This window comes from Pseudomonas sp. NFR16, from assembly GCF_900108875.1.
Taxonomy (GTDB): Bacteria; Pseudomonadota; Gammaproteobacteria; order Pseudomonadales; family Pseudomonadaceae; genus Aquipseudomonas.
The window spans coordinates 503,899-525,277 of sequence record NZ_FNYJ01000004.1; the positions used below are offsets into that span (position 1 = coordinate 503,899).

The 21,379-nt window shown below is 60.2% G+C and carries 17 protein-coding genes; 6 read left to right on the forward strand and 11 right to left on the reverse strand.

Features of this window, described 5'->3' with window-relative positions; genetic code table 11:
* Positions 1-225: 225 nt before the first annotated feature.
* The 8 genes from BMZ10_RS18230 to BMZ10_RS18265 all read right to left on the reverse strand — a co-directional run bounded on the left by BMZ10_RS18230 (position 226) and on the right by BMZ10_RS18265 (position 8,543).
* Positions 226-1,848, reverse strand: a complete 1,623-nt coding sequence (locus BMZ10_RS18230) for an AAA family ATPase (protein WP_093465339.1) — start codon at positions 1,846-1,848, stop codon at positions 226-228.
* Between the two features lie 10 nt (positions 1,849-1,858).
* The gene (gene aroB, locus BMZ10_RS18235; RefSeq protein ID WP_093465342.1) at positions 1,859-2,962 is read right to left on the reverse strand and encodes a 3-dehydroquinate synthase; all 1,104 of its coding nucleotides are present in this window, start codon (positions 2,960-2,962) and stop codon (positions 1,859-1,861) included.
* A 130-nt stretch (positions 2,963-3,092) separates the two neighbouring features.
* Complete coding sequence (gene aroK, locus BMZ10_RS18240; protein WP_093465345.1) at positions 3,093-3,611, reverse strand: shikimate kinase AroK; 519 nt, start codon at positions 3,609-3,611, stop codon at positions 3,093-3,095.
* Positions 3,612-3,615: 4 nt separating this feature from the next.
* Entirely contained in the window at positions 3,616-5,691 is a 2,076-nt protein-coding gene (gene pilQ, locus BMZ10_RS18245) for a type IV pilus secretin PilQ (RefSeq protein WP_093465619.1), read from the reverse strand.
* Between the two features lie 53 nt (positions 5,692-5,744).
* Entirely contained in the window at positions 5,745-6,272 is a 528-nt protein-coding gene (locus tag BMZ10_RS18250) for a pilus assembly protein PilP (RefSeq protein WP_093465348.1), read from the reverse strand.
* Positions 6,269-6,916, reverse strand: a complete 648-nt coding sequence (gene pilO / locus BMZ10_RS18255) for a type 4a pilus biogenesis protein PilO (protein WP_093465351.1) — start codon at positions 6,914-6,916, stop codon at positions 6,269-6,271. Before pilO ends, BMZ10_RS18250 begins: the two co-directional genes overlap by 4 nt.
* On the reverse strand, positions 6,913-7,479 hold the full coding sequence (locus BMZ10_RS18260) for a PilN domain-containing protein (RefSeq protein WP_093465354.1): 567 nt from the start codon (positions 7,477-7,479) through the stop codon (positions 6,913-6,915). The genes pilO and BMZ10_RS18260 overlap by 4 nt, the downstream gene beginning before the upstream one ends.
* Complete coding sequence (locus BMZ10_RS18265; protein ID WP_093465357.1) at positions 7,479-8,543, reverse strand: pilus assembly protein PilM; 1,065 nt, start codon at positions 8,541-8,543, stop codon at positions 7,479-7,481. Before BMZ10_RS18265 ends, BMZ10_RS18260 begins: the two co-directional genes overlap by 1 nt.
* A gap of 209 nt (positions 8,544-8,752) precedes the next feature.
* Here BMZ10_RS18265 and BMZ10_RS18270 point away from each other — a divergent pair, with 209 nt between their 5' ends.
* Complete coding sequence (locus BMZ10_RS18270) at positions 8,753-11,227, forward strand: penicillin-binding protein 1A (RefSeq protein WP_371265988.1); 2,475 nt, start codon at positions 8,753-8,755, stop codon at positions 11,225-11,227.
* 261 nt (positions 11,228-11,488) lie between these two features.
* On the opposite strand, the gene BMZ10_RS18275 is transcribed toward BMZ10_RS18270, so the two are convergent.
* The 3 genes from BMZ10_RS18275 to rpmE form a co-directional block, all read right to left on the reverse strand.
* Positions 11,489-12,757: a malic enzyme-like NAD(P)-binding protein gene (locus BMZ10_RS18275; RefSeq protein ID WP_093465362.1), complete on the reverse strand. Its 1,269-nt coding sequence runs from the start codon at positions 12,755-12,757 to the stop codon at positions 11,489-11,491.
* Positions 12,758-12,935: 178 nt separating this feature from the next.
* Positions 12,936-13,760 carry a thermonuclease family protein gene (locus tag BMZ10_RS18280; RefSeq protein ID WP_371265982.1) on the reverse strand — a complete coding sequence of 275 codons (825 nt, stop codon included), beginning with the start codon at positions 13,758-13,760 and terminating at the stop codon, positions 12,936-12,938.
* Positions 13,761-13,762: 2 nt separating this feature from the next.
* Positions 13,763-13,984, reverse strand: a complete 222-nt coding sequence (rpmE, locus tag BMZ10_RS18285; RefSeq protein WP_093465365.1) for a 50S ribosomal protein L31 — start codon at positions 13,982-13,984, stop codon at positions 13,763-13,765.
* A 326-nt stretch (positions 13,985-14,310) separates the two neighbouring features.
* Between rpmE and BMZ10_RS18290 the strand changes: the two genes are divergently transcribed.
* From BMZ10_RS18290 to hslU, 5 genes are all read left to right on the forward strand, one after another.
* On the forward strand, positions 14,311-16,530 hold the full coding sequence (locus BMZ10_RS18290; protein ID WP_093465368.1) for a primosomal protein N': 2,220 nt from the start codon (positions 14,311-14,313) through the stop codon (positions 16,528-16,530).
* Between the two features lie 152 nt (positions 16,531-16,682).
* On the forward strand, positions 16,683-18,419 hold the full coding sequence (gene argS, locus BMZ10_RS18295) for an arginine--tRNA ligase (RefSeq protein WP_093465371.1): 1,737 nt from the start codon (positions 16,683-16,685) through the stop codon (positions 18,417-18,419).
* 1 nt (position 18,420) lies between these two features.
* Positions 18,421-19,113: an SPOR domain-containing protein gene (locus BMZ10_RS18300; RefSeq protein WP_093465374.1), complete on the forward strand. Its 693-nt coding sequence runs from the start codon at positions 18,421-18,423 to the stop codon at positions 19,111-19,113.
* Positions 19,114-19,342: 229 nt separating this feature from the next.
* A complete protein-coding gene (gene hslV / locus BMZ10_RS18305; protein ID WP_093465376.1) occupies positions 19,343-19,873 on the forward strand; it encodes an ATP-dependent protease subunit HslV in 531 nt (176 codons plus the stop codon).
* 66 nt (positions 19,874-19,939) lie between these two features.
* Positions 19,940-21,271: an ATP-dependent protease ATPase subunit HslU gene (gene hslU / locus BMZ10_RS18310; protein WP_093465379.1), complete on the forward strand. Its 1,332-nt coding sequence runs from the start codon at positions 19,940-19,942 to the stop codon at positions 21,269-21,271.
* The last annotated feature ends 108 nt before the right edge of the window (positions 21,272-21,379 follow it).

The window sequence follows — 21,379 nt, forward strand, 5'->3', positions numbered from 1 at the left end:
ATTCATGAAAGGTTTTAAAACGATTCTCGTGCTAGCCAGAGCTTTGTTGCGAGTCTGACCAATGAGAGCCCGAAGTTCAATACGCGCCTGAGACGCAGACGCCGCAAGGCGCGCTGCTCATTGGCAGCACGCTCATGCGTGATATTCGGGAGTGCGATGCGAGCGACCTGGATAAGGTCCGGGCATGCAAGGCGGGTGAGCGTTACATGCCTGTCTGCTGCGTCATCAGCGAGCTGCGGCCAGTTCCTGTTGGATACTGCCGACAGTGCGAGGCCAAGGTTTACCAGCCTGAACCTTCGCTGGCAAGACCTTGATAGCGGCGAGGGCAGCGTTGCGGTCCGCAAAACTGCCGTAAGTCACCACATACAGCGGCTTGCCCTGCAGGGTTTTCTTGAAATAACGATACTCGGCGCCCTGCTCTTTGACATAGCTCTGCGCCGTGGCTTCAGAGCTTGTGCCCAGGATCTGCACGACGTAATGCGTCGGGGCCTGACCGGCGTACCAGGTGCCACCGGCAGACGCGGAGGCCGCTGCGGCAGGCTTGGCGCCCGGGGTCGGCGCTGGCTTGGCGGTCGCGACCTGAGTCGGCGCAGGTGCAGGCTTCGCCGCAGGCGCAGGTGCTGGAGCCGGTTTGGCGGCTGGCGCAGGGCGCGGCGTAGGCACCGGCGTCTGGGCCATCTGCGGCGCAGGACCCGCCGCAGCGCCCGCAGGCGGAGCGGTGGTGGTGACGGTCGGCGGCTGCAGCGACTGGTTAGCGGCTGGACCGCCATCTTCTCCATCGCCCTCACCCGAGCCGGCCGCTTCGGCCAGAGGACCGCGCATCACCGGCTGGGAGTTACCGACCAACGGTAGCGGCATCGGCTGCGAATTACCGGCGAATTCAATCGCCGGACCGCCGTTGTTCGATTGCTGAGCAGGCGCCTGGCCTTGACCCAGCGGCAGTTGTGCCTGGGAGTTTGCGGGCGCTGTCGCCGGTGCATTGTTACGACCTGGAATCAACCACGCCGCCAATACCGCTGCGACAACAACCCCACCCAAAGCCAACACGTGTTTCTTAGGCATTTTGAACCCCATACTTGGACGCTTGACCGCAGAGCGGCTGGCGATCATGGCTTCGATCATCGAATCGCGCGCGACCTGGTTGATCGCGCCCGGCCATCCATTGGATTGTTCGTGAATATCGGCGATCTGTTCGGCGCTGAATACTTCGATGCCTTGACCGGCTCCCTCCAGCCGCTGAGCCAGATACTCACGGGTTTCTTCTTCTGTGTACGGCGCAAGCTCGATAACGTGGAATCGCTCTTCCTCTGTACCGCTCTCGGCGCACAGCTGATCCAGACGATCAATGATCGAAGCCTCGCCGAACAGGAACACGTGCGGACGCCCCTCAGGCGTGCCTGCCGCCAATCCCATCAACGCTTCGAGTGCCGATTCGCCCAGTTGTTCGGCATCGTCCACCAGCACGTAGACTTCCTGCCCGGTCAGCGCCAGCTGCACCACTTGCGAAAGGATCGCCTGCATTTCCGGCTGGGCGACGTTCAGCGCCTGAGCGACCTGACGCAGGACGCCCGCGGCATCGCCAGCGCCACGCGCCGAGACCACCACGCTTTGCACCGACTGCTTGTTGGTGCTTGCCACCAGCGCCTGACGCAGCAAGGTCTTGCCGCTTCCGTGAGGGCCTGTGACCAGCAACAGTAACTGGCTGTAACGGGCCAGATGATGCAATTGACCCAGCACGGGCTTGCGCTGGGCCGGGAAAAACTTGAAGCCGGGGACCCGCGTAGCAAAGGGGTCATGACTCAATTGGTAATGACCGAGGAAGGCCTCATCGGCGTGCAAACTAGTCATGGATTTCTCATTAACCTCTAAGCTGATCCACCAAGGCGCGGTAGTCCGCAACCAGCGTGGCCTGTAGTACTTCTTTTGGATATTCGTCGGTCACCACTGCCTCACCCATGCGGCGCAACAGCACCAGGCGCAGACGACCGTCAATCACCTTCTTGTCCACCGCCATGTGCTCGAGGAAATGCTCAGGCGTCATGTCTTCAGGCGGAATCACCGGCAAACCGGCGCGCTGAAACAGACGAATACCGCGGTCTCGTTCCTGCTCAGTGATCCAGCCAAGACGCGAAGACATTTCAAGCGCCATCACCGTGCCCGCTGCAACGGCCTCACCGTGCAGCCACACGCCGTAACCCATATGGGTTTCGATGGCGTGGCCGAAGGTGTGGCCCAGATTCAACGTGGCCCGGACACCGGATTCGCGCTCATCGGCGCCCACCACCGCGGCCTTTGCCGCACATGAGCGCTCAATGGCGGTCGTAAGCGTCGCCTGATCCAGGCCGCGAAGCTTGTCCATATTGTCTTCGAGCCATGTCAGGAATGGTTCGTCACAAATCAGGCCGTATTTGATGACCTCGGCCAGCCCCGCAGACAGCTCACGCTCAGGCAGGCTGTTCAGCGAAGCGGTATCGATCAGCACAGCGTTGGGCTGATAGAAGGCACCCACCATGTTTTTGCCCAGCGGATGATTGATCCCGGTCTTGCCGCCGACCGAAGAATCCACTTGCGAGAGCAACGTGGTCGGGACCTGAATAAAGTCCACGCCGCGCTGATAACAGGCAGCGGCAAAACCCGCCATGTCGCCGATCACGCCGCCACCCAGCGCGATCACGGTCGTGCGCCGGTCATGGCGCGCTGTCAGCAGGGCGTCGAAAATGAGCTGCAGAGTTTCCCAGTTCTTGAAGGCTTCGCCGTCGGGAAGCACGATGGGCAGGACGTTGTAACCGGCCAGCGACTTGCTCAGGCGCTCCATGTACAGCGGCGCGACTGTGGCGTTGGAAACGATTGCTACCTGTTTGCCGGCAATGTATGGCTTGAGCAATTCGGGCCGATCCAACAAGCCTTCGCCAATGTGAATCGGATAGCTGCGCTCGCCAAGCTCGACCTTAAGTGTCTGCATGTGTCCCCACACTGTTGAACGATTGGATGTCTGTGCACGCCTTCAGGACGCCGACACCGACTATGGCGCAAGGCCATAAGGCGACCCTGCTTTTTATGGTCGCCGAGGATAGCGCATTTCCGTCTGCGCTTTAACGGGGAGGAAGCTCTGCCAACAGAGCAAGGATGTCAAGAACCACCATACGCGGCGGCCGCTCATCGGTTTCAATGATGACATCGGCAATCTCGCGGTAAAGCGGATCGCGGATCGCCAGCAGCTCTCGCAGCACGCGTGCAGGATCGGCGGTGCGTAAAAGCGGTCGGTTACGGTCCCTCGCCGTGCGGCCCACCTGCTGCTCGACCGAGGCGTGGAGATAGACCACCCGGCCGCCAGCGTGCAATGCACGACGGTTCTCTTCACGCATGACCGCGCCGCCACCGGTCGCCAGCACGACGCCATCGAACGCACACAGCTCGGCGATCATGGCCTGTTCACGGTCCCGAAAGCCCGCTTCACCTTCCTTGTCGAAGATCCATGGGATATTGGCGCCCGTTCGCAGCTCGATTTCCTTGTCGGAATCCTTGAACGGCAGTCGAAGCTCTTTGGCCAGCAGGCGACCGATGGTGCTTTTGCCAGCGCCCATCGGTCCCACAAGTATTAAATTTCGCACAGAATCAACGACTCACAGCAATCGCCTGGTTGTTCATGATACGCGGAGTGAGGAACACCAACAGCTCGGATTTTTTCTCCGAGACCACATCCCGCCGGAAAAGGCGGCCAACATACGGCACATCGCCCAAAAATGGCACCTTGTCGACGACTTTACTCTGCGTATTCGAGAACACACCACCAATTACAATGGTCTCGCCGTCCGCGACCAGCACCTTGGCGTTGACCTCGTTTTTCTTGATCGGCGGCACGCCGAGCACGGTATTGACGTAGTCAGGCTCATCCTTGGTGACTTTCACTTCCATGATGATGCGGTTGTCCGGCGTGATCTGCGGCGTCACTTCCAGCGAGAGCGAGGCCTCTTTGAAGGAGACCGACGTGGCACCACTGGAGCTGGCTTCCTGATACGGCACTTCCGTACCTTTCAGGATTTTCGCGGTTTCCTTGTCCGAGGTGACGACCTTTGGCTGGGAGACCACTTCACCGTTACCGGTCTTTTCCATCGCGCTCAGTTCAAGGTCAAGAATGGTGTTGTTGGTCAGGAAGCCCAGGCCGATCGTCGACGTCGGGTTGCTCACGCCCATGTCCACATAGGGCCCGTTGGTGTTGCCGGCGCCGGTGACGGTGCCGTTCCCGCCAGCGGTGAAGTTGCCATGGGTACTTGACCCGCCCCAACGCACGCCCAGCGCTTTGTCGTAGTCAACGTTGGCCTCGACGATGCGCGCCTCGATCATGACCTGACGGACCGGGATATCCAGTTGCGAAACGATGCGGCGCAGCTCGTCCAGACGGTCCTGCGTCTGGTAGGCGATGATGTTGTTGGTACGCTCGTCGACCGTGATCGAACCGCGCTCGTCAGATTTGGACTCCGCGCTGGTCACCGACTGGAACAGCTTGGCAATGTCGGCGGCCTTCGCGTAGTTGACTTGCAGCAACTCGCGACGCAACGGCGCCAGCTCGGAAATCTGCTTGAGCGACTCCAGTTCCTGACGTTCGCGGGCGGCGATTTCGTCAGCCGGGCCGACAAGCAAGACGTTGCCGATCTTGCGCTTGTCCAGGCCTTTGGTCTTGAGCACCAGGTCCAGCGCCTGATCCCACGGCACGTTTTGCAGGCGCAGCGTGATGCCGCCCTGAACGGTGTCGCTGGCGACCAGGTTGAGGTTGGTGAAGTCAGCGATCAGTTGCAAGACCGAGCGAACGTCGATGTCCTGGAAGTTGAGCGACAACTTCTCGCCGGTGTACACCAGTTTTTCCGCGTTACGCCGCTCCTGATCCTCGTTGGTCAGCGGGCGCACGCTGATGGTCAGCTTGTTGTCGGTTTGATAGGCGGAATAATCGAACGCGCCGGACGGCTCGATGGAAATGCTCGTCTTGTCGCCGGTGACGCTTGAATTGACGAATTGCACCGGCGTGGCGAAGTCCTTGACGTCCAGACGCACGCGCAGTGGATCGGGCAATTGGGTCTTGGCGAAGTCGACACGAATCTTGCCGCCCTGCTCCTGAATATCAGGCGCGATGCCAGTGTCGCTCAGCTCGATGATGACATTGCCTTCGCCCAGTTCACCGCGCTGGAAGTCAACGTTCTTGACCGCTCTGGGGCCCGGCGCATAGGGGCGCGCAGCCGCCTTGGAAGCAGCAGGCGGAACGCTGACTCGCGGCGCACCTTGGGCAGTGCTTGGCTGCGAAGCTTGTGCCGAAGCCGCGCCCTGGCCGACGACGACAAACAGGTTGTTGCCATCGACCCGAGAGCTGTAAGGCGCAAGCGTGGTCAGGTTGATGATGACCCGCGTGCGATCCTTGGCTTCGACCACGACCACGCTGTGTGCATTGCCCGAGCCCAGATCACGACTCTTGATCGCCAACTGGCTGGTCACGCCTGGCAGGTCCAGCGCAATGCGCGCAGGCTGTTCGGTGGTGTAGCCACGCGGCGCGGCAACCGGGCCGTCGAATGACAGTTTCAATTCGACCCGGTCCCCTGGCAACGCAGCGACATCCAGGGTCTTGAGGTTGGCCGCCTGGAGAATCGGGGAAAGCATCGCCATCCATAGCGATACGCCGATAATCGAAAGAATCCTAGTCATGTTCAGTTTCCACCACTGTGCCGATCTGAAGGTGCTTCGCTTGCTTGTCGTCTTCATGAGCGCTCTTTCAGGGAAATGCTGCGCGGTCGCTCAAGCCACGCCCCCTCTCCATCCGGAACGATTTCCACTACCTGGACCTCCGACTCGGTGATCGCCACGATGCGGCCATCATTTCGTCCCAGGTAATCACCCACCTTCACTCGATGCACGCCGCCTGCCCCGCGAAGCAGCGCGAACATACCGGATTCATTGCTCAACGTACCGACCATCTCGAAACCATCGATATTGAAGCCTTCCAGGAACTGCTTGACCCGCGTCGGATCAGGCTGGACCAGATGCGAACCCTTCTGCCGGTTCACCAGATCAATCTTGATCGGCGGCTGAAACGGGCTGCGCAGGCTCGCCGCCGCATAGGTGAAAGCCTCGTACGGACGGAATTTCGGCATGGCCTCGATTGCACCCACCGGACGCGCGCGCACGTCGCTCATGAATTGTTTCAGGTCATCGAATTCGTTCGAGCTGTCGCAACCTGCCAGCCCCATCAGCGTGACGCCGATGCACAACCAACGCACCGCCCTCATTTCGCTGGCCCTTTGCTGTCGATGTTCTGAAGTCCCTTGTCGTTGTAGCGATAGGTTTTGGCAAGGATGCTCATGCGCAGCTTCGCAGGAGACTTGGCGTCGACCGGTTTGATTTCGAAATCGTGCAGCGTGACGATGCGCGGCAGACTTGCAACGCCGCTGGCGAAGGTCGCCAGGTCGTGGTAACTGCCGGTTACGGTGATTTGAATCGGCAATTCAATGTAAAACTGTTGAGCCTCTTCGGGCAGCAGCTTGATCTCCTCGAACTCAAGGCCGCTTCCCAGCCCTGTCCGGGTGATGTCTTCCAGCAGCCCCGGCACTTCGGTGTCGCTGGGCAACTGGCGAAGCAGCGCGCCGAAGGTATTCTCCATCTCCACCATCTGGTTTTTGTAAGCCGTCAGGTTGGCAGCCTGAAATGCCTTGCTCGAGAATTGCTCCTTGAGCGCGGTTTCATCATGACGCGCCTGATCCAGCTGAGTCTGCATGTCCTGGATGTAGAAAAAGTACCCCCCGGCCAGCACCAGCACCAGCAACAGCGCGCCAGCAATGGTTTTCACCGCTGCCGGCCACGAGCCGATGTTGTTCAGGGCCAGGTCGTTGAGGTCGATCTTGCGCAGGCTGTCCAGCCACTCCTTCATGTTCATGGCTTGACTCCATCGACAGCAGGCTGCGTCTGACGCACGGTCAACTGGAAGGTGTTGGACTGATCCACGCCGACGGCGCTGTTGGCTTTCACCTCAGTCAGACTTGGCGCCTCGAGCCAGTCGGACGCATCCAGATTACGCAGCAGATCCGACACGCGATTGTTGGACTCGGCCGCGCCGGAGATGCTGATCAACTGCCCGTTCATCTTCACTTCGCTGAAATACACACCGTCTGGCAGCGTACGCGCCAGTTGGTCGAAAATACGCCCGATGATGGGCCGGTTGCCTTGCAGATCCTGAATGATCTTCATCCTTTCCAGCAGTTGCTTGCGGCGGGCCTTCAGCTCGCTGATTTCCTTGATGCGCGCGTCCAGCTGGACGATTTCCGTCTTGATGTACTGGTTACGTGCATTTTGATGGCTGATGGCGCTGCTCAAATATTGATCAGCCAGCAGGATGGCGCCAATGCCGGCCACCAGCACGCCGACCAAGGCCAGAAGAAATCGCCTTTTGCGCTCTTCGCGCTGCTGCTCACGCCACGGGAGTAAGTTGATCCGTGCCATCAGTCGAAACTCCTCAACGCCAGACCGCACGCAATCATCAGCGCCGGCGCATCGCTGGCGAGCGCGCCAGCGTTGACCTTGGCGCTCAGGGCCATGTCGGCGAAGGGGTTGGCGACCATGGTCGGCGTACCGAGGCGCTCCTGGATCAGTCGATCCAGTCCGGCAATGGATGCTGTCCCGCCCGCCAGCATGATGTAGTCGACACGGTTGTATTGCCCGGCGGCAAAGAAGAACTGCAGGGATCGGGAAACCTGCTGGACCACTGCATCCTTGAATGGCTGCAGCACCTCCAGCACATAGTCATCAGGCAGACCGCCCTGTTTTTTCGCAAGCCCCGCTTCCCCGACGGACAATCCATAACGGCGCTGGATTTCTTCGGTCAGCTGACGGCCGCCGAACAGTTGTTCGCGGGTATAGATGATGCGGCCATTGTGCAGAACGCTGAGGGTGGTCATCGTCGCGCCGATGTCAATGACGGCGACGGTCAATTGCTCGTGATCCTGACCCAATTGCGCGGAGAGCAGACCGAACGAGCGCTCCAGCGCATAGGCTTCAACGTCGACGACACGTGCGGTGAGACCTGCCAGTGCAAGTGCAGCTTCGCGAACCTCGACGTTTTCCTTGCGGCACGCTGCCAACAGCACTTCGACACGCTCTGGATTACGCGCCGAATAGCCCTGGACTTCGAAATCGATGGCGACTTCTTCCAGTGGATAGGGAATGTATTGATCGGCTTCAATCTTGAGCTGGTTTTCCATCTCGTCGTCGGACAGGCCGGCGTCCATCTCGATGGTCTTGGTAATCACCGCCGATCCGGCTACGGCAACCGCCGCAATTTTGACGTTGCTCTTGGCTTTGACGAGCACGCGCGTCAACGCATTGCCAACACCTTCAAGCTCGGCAATATTTTTCTCGACCACGGCGTTTGCCGGCAGCGGCTCCACCGCGTAAGACTCAACCTTGTAACGGGTACCGGAACGACTCAATTCAAGGAGCTTTACCGAGGTGGAGCTTATATCGATCCCTAGAAGGGTATTGGCCTTCTTACTAAAGAGTTCGAACACAACCGATTCCCTATGCGTTTCCGTCACTTACGGATATTTTTTTGCCCAACACCACTGTCGGCAGCCTTGACAGTAGCGCAAATAACTCTCGACGACGAAAAATGCTTATAATGCCCAGCGTTTTTTTCGTGTAGCAAAGCTTCAAGGCGTGTTCATTTGTAAATGCCTGCGCTTAACCCATTCTTTTTTCTGGAAATCCAAAAGCCTTGATACGCCTGCTGAAGTTTTTCTGGTGGTCCATCGTCGCTATCGTCTGCGGCCTGCTGCTCGGTCTGAGCGGCGCCTTCCTGTACCTGGCTCCGAATCTGCCGTCGGTCGACGCGCTGCGCAATATTCAGCTGCAGATCCCCTTGCGGGTGTTCAGCAGCGACGGCAAGCTGATCGCAGAATTTGGCGAAATGCGTCGATCTCCGATCCGCTTCGCCGATATTCCGCCCAACTTCATTCATGCCCTTCTGTCCGCTGAAGACGACAATTTCGCCAACCATTACGGGGTCGATCCTAGCAGCCTGATGCGCGCGGCCAGCCAACTGGTCAAGAGCGGCCACATCCAGTCCGGCGGCTCGACCATCACCATGCAGGTCGCCAAGAACTATTTCCTGACCAGCGAGCGCAGTTTTTCACGCAAAACCACCGAGATTCTTCTGGCCTTGCAAATCGAGCGCCAACTTACCAAGGACGAGATTCTCGAGCTCTACGTCAACAAGATCTATCTGGGCAACAGGGCCTATGGTATCGAGGCTGCGGCACAGGTTTACTACGGAAAATCGATCCGTGACCTGAGCGTTGCCCAGATGGCGATGATTGCCGGCCTGCCCAAAGCGCCGTCACGATTCAACCCACTGGCCAACCCGGTTCGCGCCAAAGAGCGCCGCGACTGGATTCTGGGTCGCATGTTCAAGCTGGGCAAGATCGACCAGAACACGTATCAGACCGCCCTGGCCGAACCTATCAACGCCAGCTACCACGTTCAGAGCCCGGAAGTTAACGCGCCGTACATCGCCGAAATGGCCCGCGCCGAGATGGTCGGTCGCTACGGCAGCGAAGCCTACACAGAAGGTTTCCGCGTCACCACTACCGTTCCGAGCAATCTTCAGGAAGACGCCAACAAAGCTGTTCAGGACGGCCTCATCGAATATGACCAGCGCCATGGCTATCGCGGGCCTGAGAGCCGTTTTCCGGGCTTGACCCGCGACGGCTGGGTGCAGGAACTGACCAAGCAGCGTCCGATCAGCGGTCTTGAGCCGGCCATCGTCAGCCAGGTCGACAAGACCGGAATCCGCGTACTGACCCGCAACGGTGAGAAGGAAGAAACGGTCGCCTGGGACAGCATGAAGTGGGCCAAGGCATTTCTGAACACCAACAGCGTCGGCGCCAATCCCAAGCAGCCGTCAGACGTCGCCCACGTCGGCGATCTGGTTCGGGTTCAGCGTCAGCCTGACAATTCGCTCAAATTCAGCCAGATACCACAGGCGCAAAGCGCACTGGTGTCGCTGGACCCACAAAATGGTGCGATTCGGGCGCTGGTGGGTGGCTTTGCCTTTGAACAGAGCAATTACAACCGCGCGATGCAGGCCAAACGTCAACCGGGCTCCAGCTTCAAGCCGTTCCTTTATTCGGCCGCGCTGGATAACGGCTACACCGCTGCAAGCCTGGTGAACGATGCGCCGATCGTGTTTGTGGACGAAGCCATCGACAAGGTCTGGCGCCCGAAGAACGACACCGGCACCTTCCTGGGCCCGATCCGCTTGCGCGAAGCGCTCTACAAGTCGCGCAACCTGGTGTCGATCCGATTGCTGCAAAGCCTGGGCGTAAACACGGCGATCAATTACATCACCCGTTTCGGCTTCAACAAGCAGGACCTGCCGCCTAACCTGTCGCTGGCCTTGGGTACCGCGACGTTGACGCCGATGGAAATCGTCAGCGGCTGGAGCACTTTCGCCAACGGCGGTTACAAGGTGAGCCCCTACCTGATCGATAAGATTGAGGACCGCGAAGGCAAGACCCTGTTCGTCGCCAATCCGGCGACCGTTCCGGCCAATGATCCGAATCCGAAGGCCGTAAGCGAGGCAGCGATCAGCAGCGCTTCAACTTATGCCGCTCCGGAAACTCCGGCCCTGACCGCCAACGCCGCGCCGAACGCGCTGGACAACTCCGGCACTGCGCCTGCGCCCGTCGTCGCAGAGCGCATTGTTGACGGCCGTACGACCTACATTCTCAACAGCATGCTTCAGGACGTGATCAAGCGTGGCACCGGTCGTCGAGCACTGGCAATGAATCGCCCGGACATCGCAGGCAAGACCGGCACCACCAACGACTCGAAAGACGCGTGGTTCTCGGGCTACAACGCCGATTACGTGACGACGGTCTGGACCGGTTTCGATCAACCCGAAAGCCTGGGGCGTCATGAGTTCGGCGGCACGGTTGCACTGCCGATCTGGATGAAATTCATGAGCGCGGCGCTGAAGGACAAGCCACCGCACGTTCAGGCCGAGCCGGATGGCATCCTCAGTCTGCGCATCGACCCGGTCAGCGGCCGCTCTGCCACGCCGAGCACGGCGGGCGCGTTCTTTGAACTGTTCAAGAGCGAAGATACGCCGCCTAGCGTGAACGAACTCAATGGCAACCCGGCACCGGGCAGTCCGCTCCCGGCAGACGAATCGGCGCCGATCGATTTGTTCTGATCCCTGTAGGCGCGAGCTTGCTCGCAAAGACTGACGCCGGGCCGCTGCATCTCCACAGCATGCAGCAACCTCATCCCGGCTGAAGCCGGTCCTACAGGCGCTGTATGCTTTGCGTAGGACCGGCTTTAGCCGGGAAGAAGTCGGGTGTTACGCCACGGATTGAATGGGCGTAAAGACAATTGGCTCACTCCTACAGCCAAAACAGAATTCGCACCCATAAAAAAACCCAGCACGCGGCTGGGTTTTTTATGGGCGGCTGCTTTATCCGTTGAACACGTCATCCACGCTGGTCAGCGGGTAGTGCTTCGGATACGGCAGGGTCGCCACACCGCTTTCGATCGCAGCCTTGGCCACGGCATCGGAAACGACGGTCAGGAGGCGTACGTCCAGTGGTTTCGGAATGATGTACTCACGACCGAATTCCAGCTTGATGCCGCCGTAAGCGTCGCTGACTTCCTGAGGAACAGGCTCTTTGGCCAGTTCGCGCAGGGCGTTGGCAGCGGCGATCTTCATTTCTTCGTTGATGCGCTTGGCGCGAACGTCCAGTGCTCCGCGGAAAATGAACGGGAAACCCAGTACGTTGTTGACCTGGTTCGGATAGTCCGAACGGCCGGTCGCCATGATCACGTCGCTGCGGGTGGCGTGAGCCAGCTCTGGCGAGATTTCCGGATCCGGGTTCGAGCACGCGAACACGATCGGATTGGCGGCCATGGACTTCAGACCTTCTGCGCTCAGCAGGTTCGGGCCTGACAGACCGACGAACACGTCGGCGCCATCGAGCGCGTCTGCGAGGGTGCGTTTGTCAGTGGCGTGGGCGAACTGAGCCTTGTACTGGTTCAGGTCGGACCGGCCAGCGTGAACGACACCGTTACGGTCGATCATGAAAATGTTTTCAATCTTCGCACCCATGCTCACCAGCAACTTCATGCAGGAGATGGCGGCAGCACCGGCGCCCAGGCACACGATTTTCGCCTCTTCCAGGGTCTTGCCAGCGATTTCCAAAGCGTTGACCATGCCCGCAGCCGTCACGATTGCGGTGCCGTGCTGATCATCGTGGAATACAGGAATATCGCACTGCTCGATCAGCGCCTTTTCGATCTCGAAGCACTCAGGTGCCTTGATGTCTTCCAGGTTGATGCCACCGAAAGTGATGGAGATGCGCTTGACGGTGTCGATGAACGCTTGCGGGCTTTCCGAATCGACTTCTATGTCGAACACGTCGATACCGGCGAAACGCTTGAACAGAACACCCTTGCCTTCCATGACCGGCTTGGAAGCCAGCGGCCCCAGATTACCGAGGCCCAGAATGGCGGTACCGTCGGAGATGACTGCGACCAGGTTGCCTTTGCCGGTGTACTTGTAGGCCAGTTCCGGATCGCGACCGATTTCGCGGACTGGCTCGGCAACGCCCGGGCTGTACGCCAGCGACAGATCGCGGGCGGTGGCGGTGGCCTTGGTGAGTTCGACGCTCAGTTTCCCTGGACGAGGCTTGGCGTGATATTCGAGAGCGGCAGTTTTCAAATCTGACATGTGGGCATTCCGCTTTTTTGCTGTTGGACAGACGGACCGACGAGCATACGCAAGTCATAAAGTCCTAACAAGACTGGCGGGTCACCTGTGTCAAGTGGCCGCATCTACGACTTTTAGCGTAGAGCCGCGGAATACAAGGCGCGGAGTGAAAACAAAAGACCCAGAAAATGTCTACAATTTAATTTTGAACTGTATTCAACATTGCGGGATGGGTGATGCTCATCATCCACCGCTGCTGTCCAGGTTTCAGCCCTCCACGACGTGAACGGTCGACGATCCAGCCGCGCGCTTCGACTGCGCTGCCCTTCGAACGCAACAACCGGCTGGCGTCGAACTGACCGATCAGCTCGGGCGCGATCCGCAGCACCAGCATGTGGTCCAGCTCGATCCAGATTCCGCCGCCATTGCGCTGAACGCTGCTGACGGTGCCGCTGATCAAGGCAAAGCCTCCACGGCTGATTTGCCGCACCGACTGCACCGGATCGTTGCGCCACAGGCCGAGCCCTGCCTGACGCGCGGTACGCTCTGCGCTTTGCTGGCAACTCACCAACGCGACGTTCGGGTCAATGGCGACCAGATAGCCCAGCCCTTCGGCAAGCATCTGCGCCTCGAGGTTGGCGCTGTCACGCCCATAGACGTTAGCCAGCGTGCGGCCGTAACGGTCTGCAGCCTGCTCGCCGATGCGTAGACGGACCTGTCCGCCGCTTTCATTAACGAGCGCCTGCAATCGACGCTTCGCGACTTCGGCAAAGGGCTCGGCGGACTGACCTTTTTTGCCAGTTTCTGGCGTATTCAGTCCAATCATGCGCACGCTTCGACCGTCAGTGAGGCGCAAGGTGTCACCATCCACCACGCGCTGAACCTGCGCAGCAGGCAATGACGCGGGTGCTGGACACAGTGCGTGAGCGGCGCCAAGCCAAATCGCGGACACAAAAAAGGCGCCCGCAAGGGACGCCTTTTTGAGCAGCCTGGAAAAGCTCGGGGAGCGATCCAGAAATACCACTCTTACTTCGCTTTGGTTGCGCCGAACGCACCGAAACGCGACTTGAACTTGTCGACACGACCGCCGACGTCCAGAGTCTTCTGCTTACCGGTGTAGAACGGGTGGCACTCGTTGCACACGTCCAGGCTCAGAGGCTTGGCCAGGGTGGAACGGGTTTTGATGACGTTGCCACAGCTGCAAGTTGCGTCAACGGCTTCGTAAACTGGATGGATATCAGCTTTCATGGGTATTTCCTCAGGCTAGCGTGCCGCCACCCAACACTATTGTTGAATACCGCACGGAATTAGGCCGCGCATATTAACAGACCGTGCAAATCACGCAAGCGGCCTGTGTGAAAACCCTTGCCAGCCGTGCGCCCTCGGCCACGGCAGGGAATCGCCCTTCATAGAAGAACGATCTGGCGGGACTCAACGCTGCAGCGCGCATCTAAGGCCGGCTTCTCTTGCTACCCACCCTCGTCGCACCCAAACGGTCCGCAACGCCAACCTTAATACCGGTCGTCTGTTAAGATCGCCGCCTTCGTCATACTCCGTAACAGGATATCCGCCGCGTGCCCGACGCCATTTTGCGCCTTGCCCTGCCCTCGCCCTTGCGTCGTCTGTTCGACTACCTTGCGCCTGCAGGGATCGCACGCAGTGCGTTACAGCCGGGCATGCGCTTGCGCGTGCCGTTCGGCCGCCGGGAAATGATCGGCGTTCTGATCGAGATCACCGATCACAGCGAGGTGCCGGCCGACAAGCTCAAACCCGCCATCGCTGTGCTGGATACCGAGGCGCCGCTGCCACCCGCATTGTTCAAGCTGTGCCTGTGGACGGCGCAGTATTACCAGCACAGCCTGGGCGATACGTTGAGTTGGGCCCTGCCGGTGCTGCTGCGCCAGGGTGAACCGGCCGAGGCCCGACAGGAGCGGTTCTGGCAGATCGCTACCGGCGCCAGCGTCGATGATCCTCGCATCGCGCGCGCGCCCAAGCAGAAAGAAGCGCTGAAAACCGTCGCGCAACATCCCCACGGCGTCGCTCACCAATTGCTGAGCAAGCTGATGCTCAACCGCGACAGTCTGAATCTGCTGCTCGCCAAGGGATTAGTGACAGTCGAGGTGCGCGGCCATGCGCCCATCGAGCGGCATGAGCACTGGCTGGCCCAGCCCGAGCTGCCGCTGAACACTGAACAACGTGCCGCCTACGAAGCGATTCGTTCCGGCTTCGGCAGCTTTCATGCGTCGCTGCTCGCCGGTGTCACTGGCAGCGGGAAGACCGAAGTCTATTTGCAGTTGATCCGCGAGACCCTGGAGGCCGGCAAGCAGGCGCTGGTGCTGATCCCCGAGATCAACCTCGGCCCGCAGACGCTGGCTCGGTTCGAGCAGCGCTTCAACGCCCGCATTGCGTTGCTGCACTCGGCTGTCAATGATCGAGACCGTCTCGATGCCTGGCTCGCCGCGCGCGACGGCGAGGCCGACATCATCATCGGCACGCGCTCGGCGCTGTTCACACCGATGAAGAACCCGGGGTTGATCATCATCGATGAGGAGCACGACGGTTCCTATAAACAGCAAGAAGGCCTGCGTTACCACGCGCGGGATCTGGCATTGGTGCGGGCGCGTCAGGAAGACATTCCGATCGTGCTGGGGTCGGCAACGCCATCGCTGGAGAGTCTGCACAATGCTTACACCGGCAGGTACGCTCTCCTACGCCTTAACCAACGCGCGGGCGGTGCGCAGCAACCTCGATTCCTGCGCCTGGATGTAAAAAGTCGCCCGCTGGACAGCGGCATTTCCAGCCCCATGCATCAGGCGATCGCACAGACCCTGGCCGCCGGCCAACAAGTGCTGGTCTTTCTCAACCGGCGCGGATTCGCGCCGACGCTGCTGTGTCACGACTGCGGATGGCTGTCGGAATGCAATCGCTGCGACGCACGCATGACGGTTCATCAACGCTCCGGCGAACTGCGCTGCCATCATTGCGGCCATGTGGAACGCGTGCCGCGCAATTGCCCGGCGTGTGGCAAGGTCGATCTGCGCCCCGTCGGCGCAGGGACCGAGCGCGCCGAGGAGCGTCTGGCGATTCTATTTCCCGACTACCCTGTCCTGCGCGTCGATCGCGACAGCACCTCGCGCAAGGATGCAATGAACCAGCTCTTTGCAACGATCCAGAAGGGCAATCCCTGCATCCTCGTCGGCACCCAGATGCTCGCCAAAGGGCATCACTTTCCGCGCGTGACACTGGTGTCGATTCTCGATGCCGACGGCGGGCTGTTTTCCGGCGATTTCCGCGCAAGCGAACGCATGGCGCAACTGATCGTGCAGGTGGCAGGCCGCGCCGGTCGTGCCGAAGAGCCAGGCAAGGTGATCATTCAGACCCACCTGGCCGAACATCCGCTGTTGATCCAGCTGACCGAGCAAGGCTATTTCGCCTTCGCCGAGCAAGCGCTGAGCGAACGCCGTGCCGCCGGCCTGCCGCCGTTTTCTCACTTGGCGCTGCTGCGGGCCGAAGCCCACAAACCGGGGCAGGCGGAGGGCTTCCTCGATGAGGCCTGCAGCGAGGCCGAGCATCTGCTGAAGGAAATGGCGCTGGGCGGCATTGAACTGTTGGGCCCGGTTCCGGCTCCGATGGAGCGTCGTGCCGGTCGATATCGGGCTCAGCTGTTGGTGCAAGCGAATGCCCGGGCGCCGCTGCATAAGTTGCTGGCGAGTTGGCTGCTGGCGCTGGAAGGCATGCCCAGCGGGCGACAGGTCAGATGGTCGCTGGACGTCGATCCGGTGGATTTGTACTAAAGATGCAGGCGAACCTCTAGGTCATGTGATCGCGTGCAAAATCACAACCGCACATCCATCGCGGTTGGCAAGGTGGCCCCGGCAACGGATAATGCCCAGTTTTTCCACCCGCGCCTCCAGGCGCTGCCGCGCTTGCGGTTGAAGAGAGCCTCATGAAAGACACCATTCGCCAGCTGATTCAACAAGCTCTGAGCCAACTCGTCACCCAAGGCGTCTTGCCGGAAGGGCTGACGCCGGCGATTCAGGTGGAAAACGCCAAGGACAAGAAAAACGGCGACTTCGCCAGCAATATCGCGATGATGCTGGCCAAACCTGCCGGCATGAAACCCCGCGATCTGGCCGAAAAAATCGTTGCGGCACTGCCTGCCGACGATCAGATCAGCAAGGTCGATATCGCAGGCCCGGGCTTTCTCAACTTCTTCCAGAACAGCCAGGCCCTGGCCTCTCGTCTGGATGCCGCCCTGGCGGACCCGACACTGTCGGTGCGCAAGAACGGCCCGGCCCAGCGCGTCGTGGTCGATCTGTCGGCGCCTAACCTCGCCAAGGAGATGCATGTCGGCCACTTGCGCTCGACCATTATCGGCGACGGCGTGGCCAGCGTGCTCGAATTCCTTGGCGACACTGTGATTCGCCAGAACCATGTCGGCGACTGGGGCACGCAGTTCGGCATGCTGCTGGCCTATTTGCAGGAAACGCCGGCGACCAGCGACGAGCTGTCGGACCTGGAAAACTTCTATCGCGCGGCCAAGGGCCGGTTCGATGAATCCGAAGAGTTTGCCGAGCGCGCTCGTGGACTGGTGGTCAAGCTGCAAGCCGGCGACCCTGAATGCCTGAAGCTGTGGACCCGCTTCAAGGACATCTCGCTGTCGCACTGTCAGGAAGTCTACGAACGCCTGAACGTCAAACTGACGCCCAAAGACGTCATGGGCGAAAGCGCCTACAACGACGATCTGGCCAATGTCGTCGCCGACCTGAAGAAGGCCGGTCTGCTGGTCGAGAGCAATGGCGCGCAGTGCGTGTTCCTGGAAGAATTCAAGACCGCCGAAGGCACGCCGCTGCCTGTTATCGTGCAAAAAGCCGGCGGCGGCTATCTGTATGCGACGACCGACCTGGCAGCCGTGCGCTACCGCAGCAATGTATTGAAGGCCGACCGCGCGCTGTACTTCGTCGATCAGCGTCAGGCTCTGCATTTCCAGCAAGTGTTCGAAGTCGCGCGCCGTGCAGGCTTCGTGACCAACGGCATGCAAATGGAACACATGGGCTTCGGCACCATGAACGGCGCCGATGGCCGCCCGTTCAAGACCCGCGATGGCGGCACCGTCAAGCTGGTCGACCTGCTGGACGAGGCCGAAGAGCGCGCCTACGTGCTGGTGAAAGAGAAAAATCCTGAGGTGGCCGAAGACGAATTGCGCACCATCGCGAAGGTTGTGGGCATCAGCGCTGTCAAGTACGCGGATCTTTCCAAACACCGCGCCAGCGATTACAGCTTCAACTTCGATCAGATGCTGAGCTTCGAGGGCAACACCGCGCCTTACTTGCTGTACGCCTACACCCGTGTTTCCGGTGTTTTCCGCAAGCTGGGCGAGGCCTTCGACCCAAGCAAAGGCCGGATCGTCCTCGAAGCGCCGCAGGAACAGGATCTGGCTGCACGCCTGGCGCAGTTCGGCGAGACCGTGAACAACGTCGCCGAAAAAGGCACGCCACATGTGCTGTGCGCCTACCTGTATGACCTGGCCGGTCTGTTCTCCAGTTTCTATGAGAACTGCCCGATCCTGGCCGCGGAAAATCCCGAGCAACAGCAAAGCCGTCTGCGCCTGGCGCACCTGACTGGTCGCACCCTCAAGCAAGGCCTGCAACTGCTGGGTCTGGAAACTCTGGAGCGTATGTAAGTTGGCAGTCAAAAAGAAACCTGCTCCCAAGCGCGGCGCCAGCCGGTACGAGGCCCCCGCAAAGAAGCCGATTCCGGGATGGCTGTGGCTGGCGATCGGTCTGTCCGTCGGGGCGTTCATCGTGTTCCTGATGAAACTCGAACCCGGCGGCGGAGACGACATCAAGCGCGCCAAGGCCGACGCCAAGGCGGCGAAAATCGCTGAAGCGAACAAGACGCCGCCCAGCCCGACGGCCCCAGTGAAGCCCAAGTATGATTTCTACACGCTGCTGCCTGAATCGGAAGTCATCGTTCCGAACGAAGCAGTGCCAGAAAAGACGCCACCTGCCGTCGTCGCGCCGACGACGCCCGTGACGCCGGAACAGGCCGCGAAGATCGACACCGCGCGCGCCCAGGCCGCGCTCAGTGGTCTGACACCACCGCCTGCGCCGCCGGTCGCCAAACCTGCTCCGGTGACCACGTTCTTCTTGCAGGCGGGGTCGTTCCGCAAGCAGACCGACGCTGAAAAGGTTCGCGCGCAGATCATCCTGCTCGGCCAGGCGGCGACGGTCGAGTCTGGAACCGTCAAGGATGAAACCTGGTACCGCGTGCTGGTCGGTCCGTTCAGCAACCGTGAGCAACTGACGACAGCGCAGAAGCAGCTCGCAGGCGGCGGTTTCAGCAACCTGTTGCTGCAACAGCGTCAGAGCCGTTAAGCGTCTGCGGATCCCAATGCAGGAGCGCGCTTGCCCGCGAAAACGGTGTGTCATAAACGGATATGCCGTCTGACACAACGCCTTCGCGGGTAAGCGCGCTCCTGCAGGGCGAGAAGCTGCGTGCGGCACTGACGGAGGCCATTCATCCCCCACGGTTGAAATACCCGACCCCACCCCCATATGAGTTTCCATCAGGGCATTTTCGCCCCACAGCGTGGAGACTCTCCCCTTGACCACCATCGTTTCAGTGCGCCGCCAAGGCAAAGTCGTCATGGCGGGTGACGGCCAGGTTTCCCTGGGCAATACCGTCATGAAAGGCAATGCCAAAAAGGTCCGTCGTCTTTATCACGGCCAGGTCATCGCCGGCTTTGCAGGCGCCACCGCCGATGCATTCACTCTGTTCGAACGCTTCGAGGCCCAGCTGGAAAAACACCAGGGCCACCTCGTGCGCGCCGCGGTAGAACTCGCCAAAGACTGGCGCACCGACCGCTCCCTGAGCCGTCTGGAGGCCATGCTGGCAGTCGCCAATAAAGATGCTTCGCTGATCATCACCGGCAACGGCGACGTCGTTGAACCTGAAGACGGCCTGATTGCCATGGGCTCCGGTGGCGCATTCGCACAGGCCGCCGCTCGCGCCCTGCTGCTGAAGACCGAACTGTCTGCCCGGGAAATCGCCGAAACGGCGCTGCACATCGCTGGCGACATCTGCGTCTTCACCAACCACAACATCACCATTGAGGAGCAGGACCTCGTCGAGTAAGTCGCGCCACGGTTGCAATCCATCGCCACCCGCCCCACTCACTCGCCTAGAGGACCGTCGAATACCATGTCCATGACTCCCCGTGAAATTGTCCACGAGCTCAATCGCCATATCATTGGCCAGGACGATGCCAAGCGCGCCGTCGCCATTGCGCTGCGTAACCGCTGGCGCCGGATGCAGCTGCCCGAAGAACTGCGCGTAGAAGTCACGCCGAAAAACATTCTGATGATCGGCCCCACCGGTGTCGGTAAAACCGAAATCGCCCGTCGCCTGGCCAAGCTCGCCAACGCGCCGTTCATCAAGGTGGAAGCGACCAAGTTCACCGAGGTCGGCTACGTGGGTCGCGACGTCGAGTCGATCATTCGTGACCTGGCGGACGCTGCGATGAAATTGCTGCGCGAGCAGGAAATGACCAAAGTCCGTCATCGCGCCGAAGACGCTGCCGAAGACCGTATCCTCGACGCGCTGCTGCCTCAGGCCCGCGGTTTTCAGGAAGAGGCTTCGCCAAGCGACACCAATACGCGTCAGCTTTTCCGCAAGCGTCTGCGTGAGGGTCAGCTGGACGACAAGGAAATTGAGATCGAAGTCTCCGAGGCCATGGGTGTGGATATCTCCGCGCCGCCCGGGATGGAAGAGATGACCAACCAGCTGCAAAGCCTGTTTGCCAACATGGGCAAGGGCAAGAAGAAGTCCCGCAAGTTGAAGGTCAAGGACGCCCTGAAGATGGTCCGTGACGAAGAGGCGAGCCGTCTGGTCAATGACGAAGAGCTCAAGGGCAAGGCGCTGGAAGCCGTCGAGCAGCACGGCATCGTGTTCATCGACGAGATCGACAAAGTGGCCAAGCGCGGCAACGTCGGCGGTGCAGACGTGTCACGCGAAGGCGTACAACGCGACCTGCTGCCACTCATCGAAGGCTGCACCGTCAACACCAAGCTGGGCATGGTCAAAACCGACCATATCCTGTTCATCGCATCGGGCGCGTTCCACCTGAGCAAGCCGAGCGATCTGGTGCCTGAGCTGCAGGGTCGTCTGCCGATTCGCGTTGAACTCAAGGCGCTGAGCCCGCAGGACTTCGAGCGCATCCTGAGCGAGCCTCACGCGTCCCTGACCGAGCAGTACCGTGAGCTGCTGAAGACTGAAGGCCTGAACATCGAGTTCCTGCCTGAAGGCATCAAGCGCCTTGCCGAGATCGCCTGGCAGGTCAACGAGAAAACCGAGAACATCGGTGCTCGTCGTCTGCACACTCTGCTGGAGCGTCTGCTGGAAGAAGTGTCTTTCAGCGCGGGCGATCTGGCGACGGCGCAGGATTCGGGGACCATCAAGATCGACGCCGAGTACGTCAACAGCCATCTGGGCGAGCTGGCCGAAGACGAAGACCTGTCGCGCTACATACTGTAATTACCGCAAGTCCCTGTAGGCGTGAGCTTGCTCGCGATGCGGCGTTAGGCAACGATGTATTGACCTGATCCGACGCAATCGCGAGCAAGCTCACTCCTACAACGTTCA

Excerpts from the sequence above, each read along its gene's own strand:
- aroB (WP_093465342.1), bottom strand. The coding sequence starts at position 2,962 with ATGCAGACACTTAAGGTCGAGCTTGGCGAGCGCAGCTATCCGATTCAC.
- BMZ10_RS18250 (WP_093465348.1), bottom strand. The coding sequence starts at position 6,272 with ATGAGGGCGGTGCGTTGGTTGTGCATCGGCGTCACGCTGATGGGGCTG.
- rpmE (WP_093465365.1), bottom strand. The coding sequence starts at position 13,984 with ATGAAAGCTGATATCCATCCAGTTTACGAAGCCGTTGACGCAACTTGC.
- pilQ (WP_093465619.1), bottom strand. The coding sequence starts at position 5,691 with ATGACTAGGATTCTTTCGATTATCGGCGTATCGCTATGGATGGCGATG.
- argS (WP_093465371.1), top strand. The coding sequence starts at position 16,683 with ATGAAAGACACCATTCGCCAGCTGATTCAACAAGCTCTGAGCCAACTC.
- BMZ10_RS18275 (WP_093465362.1), bottom strand. The coding sequence starts at position 12,757 with ATGTCAGATTTGAAAACTGCCGCTCTCGAATATCACGCCAAGCCTCGT.
- BMZ10_RS18230 (WP_093465339.1), bottom strand. The coding sequence starts at position 1,848 with ATGACTAGTTTGCACGCCGATGAGGCCTTCCTCGGTCATTACCAATTG.
- hslU (WP_093465379.1), top strand. The coding sequence starts at position 19,940 with ATGTCCATGACTCCCCGTGAAATTGTCCACGAGCTCAATCGCCATATC.
- pilO (WP_093465351.1), bottom strand. The coding sequence starts at position 6,916 with ATGAACATGAAGGAGTGGCTGGACAGCCTGCGCAAGATCGACCTCAAC.
- BMZ10_RS18260 (WP_093465354.1), bottom strand. The coding sequence starts at position 7,479 with ATGGCACGGATCAACTTACTCCCGTGGCGTGAGCAGCAGCGCGAAGAG.